The organism is Streptomyces sp. NPDC093225 (assembly GCF_044753805.1).
In the GTDB taxonomy this organism is placed as follows: domain Bacteria; phylum Actinomycetota; class Actinomycetes; order Streptomycetales; family Streptomycetaceae; genus Streptomyces.
In genome coordinates, this window is sequence record NZ_JBIVNX010000110.1 from 1 (window position 1) to 3,467 (window position 3,467).

At 75.1% G+C, this 3,467-nt stretch carries 3 protein-coding genes; 2 read left to right on the forward strand and 1 reads right to left on the reverse strand.

What is annotated here, in order from left to right; all coding sequences use genetic code 11:
• Window positions 1-235: 235 nt before the first annotated feature.
• A complete protein-coding gene (locus tag ACIQCH_RS38335; RefSeq protein WP_402588995.1) occupies window positions 236-907 on the reverse strand; it encodes a hypothetical protein in 672 nt (223 codons plus the stop codon).
• A 90-nt stretch (window positions 908-997) separates the two neighbouring features.
• Between ACIQCH_RS38335 and ACIQCH_RS38340 the strand changes: the two genes are divergently transcribed.
• Both ACIQCH_RS38340 and ACIQCH_RS38345 read left to right on the forward strand, forming a co-directional pair.
• Entirely contained in the window at window positions 998-1,687 is a 690-nt protein-coding gene (locus ACIQCH_RS38340) for a response regulator transcription factor (protein ID WP_402588997.1), read from the forward strand.
• Window positions 1,688-1,865: 178 nt separating this feature from the next.
• Window positions 1,866-3,326, forward strand: a complete 1,461-nt coding sequence (locus ACIQCH_RS38345; protein WP_402588999.1) for an ATP-binding protein — start codon at window positions 1,866-1,868, stop codon at window positions 3,324-3,326.
• Window positions 3,327-3,467: the final 141 nt, after the last annotated feature.

Genomic DNA, 3,467 nt, shown 5'->3' on the forward strand with positions numbered 1-3,467 from the left:
CTGGTCCGGAGGCAGGCCCGGGCCGGAGGTGGCCGAAGGCCAGGGCGAAGCCCCAAAGCCTCCGGGGTGGGCCTGCCGCAGGGCCTGCAGGCCATACCGGGTCAAGCGCCGAGGGGACCCACGCACCACGGGACCCGCCCCCGAAGCGAGCCCACCCCCACACCGGTCCCCACCCCGAAGCCCTCGCCCGCCGCGTCCTGCCCCGCCTTGTCCGCCCCGTCCGCCCCGTCCCGCCCTACGGCTCGTAGACCTCCACCTGCGGCGGGTGGTCGTGCCAGGTGCAGAAGAGGGAGACCTCGCGGCCGTCCCGGGTGAAGGCGACCCGGATCCAGGTGTCGGTCTTCCAGACCTGCATGCGCCAGCCGGCGGCAGGGGTCGCACTCACCAACTCCCCGGCCGTCCCGCCCAGGTCGAAGACCGCCCGCCCACCCGCGACGGTGTAGCCCTTCACGCTCCCCGAGCCCGAATCCGAACCGGCACCCGAACTCGAACCGGCACCCGAACTCGAACCGGACCCCGAACCCGAGCCGGACCCGGACCCCGAACCGGACCCGGCGGACCCCCCTCCGTCCGCTCCGTCCGACGAACCCGCACCCGCCGAACCCCCGCCCGCCGCCCCCACCGAGGCGGACGCGGACGAGGACGGAGACGGAGACGAAGACGCGGACGCGGACGCGGACCCCGACGCACCCGCGGACGGCGCCCCGGACGCCGCGCCCGAGGGCGAGGAACCCGGCGGAGCCGGCCGGGACGTGGACGAGGACAGGGCGTGCGAGGTCAGCGGGAGCGCGCGCGGCGGGTCGTACGCCGTACCGGCCATGACGGTGTGCACGCCCCACCACGACAGCGTCACCGCCGCACCGGTGGCGAGCGTCCACGCCATTCCGTGTACAAGTCCTCTGCGCATCACGGCACATACTGCACCACGGGCCACAGGGGCGACCCGACACCCCCGCGTGTCCTCCGTTTTCCCCCGTATGGCGTACGGTGCATGGCCATGGCAAGTGTGCTCGTGGTCGAGGACGACCAGTTCGTACGTTCCGCCCTGATCCGGCACCTCTCCGAGGCCGCGCACGTGGTGCGCAGTGTCGGCACGGCCCTGGAGGCCCTGCGCGAAGTCGCCCACTTCCGCTTCGACGTGGTGATCCTGGACCTCGGGCTGCCCGATCTCGACGGTTCCGAGGCGCTGAAGATGCTGCGCGGCATCACGGACGTACCCGTGATCATCGCGACGGCCCGGGACGACGAGGCCGAGATCGTGCGGCTGCTCAACGCGGGCGCCGACGACTACCTCACCAAGCCCTTCTCCGTCGAACACCTCTCGGCCCGCATGGCCGCCGTGCTGCGCCGCTCGCGCGCCGTGGCCGGCGGCGAGCCGCCCTCGCGGGTGCTGCGGGTCGGCGGGCTTGCCATCGACCCGCTGCGCCGCTCGGCGGAGCTGGACGGGGCGGTGCTGGACCTGACCCGGCGGGAGTTCGACCTGCTGGCCTTCCTCGCGGGCCGGCCGGGGGTGGTCGTGGCCCGCAAGGAGCTGCTGGCCGAGGTGTGGCAGCAGTCGTACGGCGACGACCAGACGATCGACGTGCACTTGTCGTGGCTGCGGCGGAAGTTGGGCGAGACCGCCGCCAAGCCCCGCTACCTCCACACCCTGCGGGGAGTCGGGGTCAAGCTGGAGCCGCCGCAGTGAGCGGCGGCGCCACGGTGAGCCGCGCCCCGGCAGAGCGGCGGCGGCGTACCGCCACCGCAACTCGTGCCACCACCGCAACTCGTGCCACCACCGCAACTCGTGCCACCACCGCAACCCGTGCCACCACCGCAACCCGTACCGCCACCGCAACTCGTACCGCCGGACACGGAGAACCCGCATGAGGTGGGCCCTGGTCAAGGTGTGCCTCGCGGTGACCGCGATGGTGGTCGTCGCCTTCGCCGTGCCGCTCGGGCTCGTGGTCCAGGAGATGGCCCGCGACCGGGCGTTCTCCAACGCCGAGCGGCAGGCCGCCGCGATCGGCCCGACGCTGTCCATCACCACCGACCGCAACCAGCTCGCGCGGGCCGTGGCCTCCACCCAGATGGGGGCCGCGAACCGGATGGCGGTCCACGTCCCCGCCGTCCCCGCCGACCCCGTCGCCGGCGTGCCCGGCAGCGACGCCGTCGACCTGGGCCCCGGCTGGGCGGGCGCCGACCAGGTCGAGGACACCCGCCGGCTCGGCCGGGCCAGCACGACGGCCCTGAAGAGCGGCGGCTCCGTACTGCTCCAGCCCACGGCCCTCGGTTCGGGCGGCATCGCGATCGTGGAGATCTACGTGCCCGAGGGCGAGGTCAGCAACGGCGTCGGGACCGCCTGGCTGGTCCTGGCCGGGGTGGGCCTGGCGCTGGTGGTCGGCTCGGTGGCGGTCGCCGACCGGCTCGGCGTACGGATGGTCCAGCCCGCGCAGCGCCTCGCGGACGCCGCCCAGCAGCTGGGCGAGGGCCGGCTGGGGACCCGGGTGCCGGAGGAGGGCCCGGCCGAACTCCGTTCGGCCGCGGTCGCGTTCAACTCCATGGCCGACCAGGTCGTCGGCCTGCTCGCCAACGAGCGGGAGCTGGCGGCGGACCTCTCCCACCGGCTGCGCACCCCGCTGACCGTGCTCCGGCTGAACGCCGCCTCGCTCGGCGAGGGCCCGGCCGCGGACCAGACCCGGTCCGCGGTCGAGCAGCTGGAGCGCGAGGTGGACACGATCATCCGCACCGCGCGCGAGCAGCGTCCGCAGACCGGCCCGGTCGGCGTCGCGGGCGCAGGAGCCGGCTGCGACGCCTCGGAGGTGATCCGCGAGCGGATGGCCTTCTGGTCGGCGCTGGCCGAGGACGAGGGCCGCGAGGTACGCCTGGCGGGCGTGGACCGGACGGTACGGATCCCCGTCGCGCGGCCCGAGTTCGCCGCCGCCCTGGACGCCCTGCTCGGCAACGTCTTCCGGCACACCCCCGAGGGCACCCGCTTCGCGGTGGACGTGCACGACGCCGGCGACGCGGTGATCGTGCTGGTCTCCGACGCGGGCCCGGGCATAGACGACCCGGACGCGGCGCTGCGGCGCGGCAACGACGGGGCGCGGGACGGGTCGACCGGGCTGGGACTGGACATCGTCCGCCGGGTCACGGAGGCCACCGGGGGCGACGTGCGGATCGGGCGCTCGGTGCTGGGCGGCACCGAGGTGCGCATCTGGATCGGCGGCGACGGGCGCGGTACGGCCCCGGGGCGCCGGGGGCGCCGGGGGCAGCGCAGGCAGCGCTGGCAGCGCGGGCAGCGCTGGAGGGTCCGCCGACGGCGGCAGGCGGGTGCGGAGGGGTAGGTCGTGCGGGGGTACGTCGTGCGGAGGCACGGAACCGAACGCCTCTCGCTTCGGGGGTGGGTCCCGTGGTGTGTGGGTCCCCTCGGCGCTTGACAGGGGTGGCCTGCAGGCCCTGCGGCAGGCCCACCCCGGAGGCTTTGG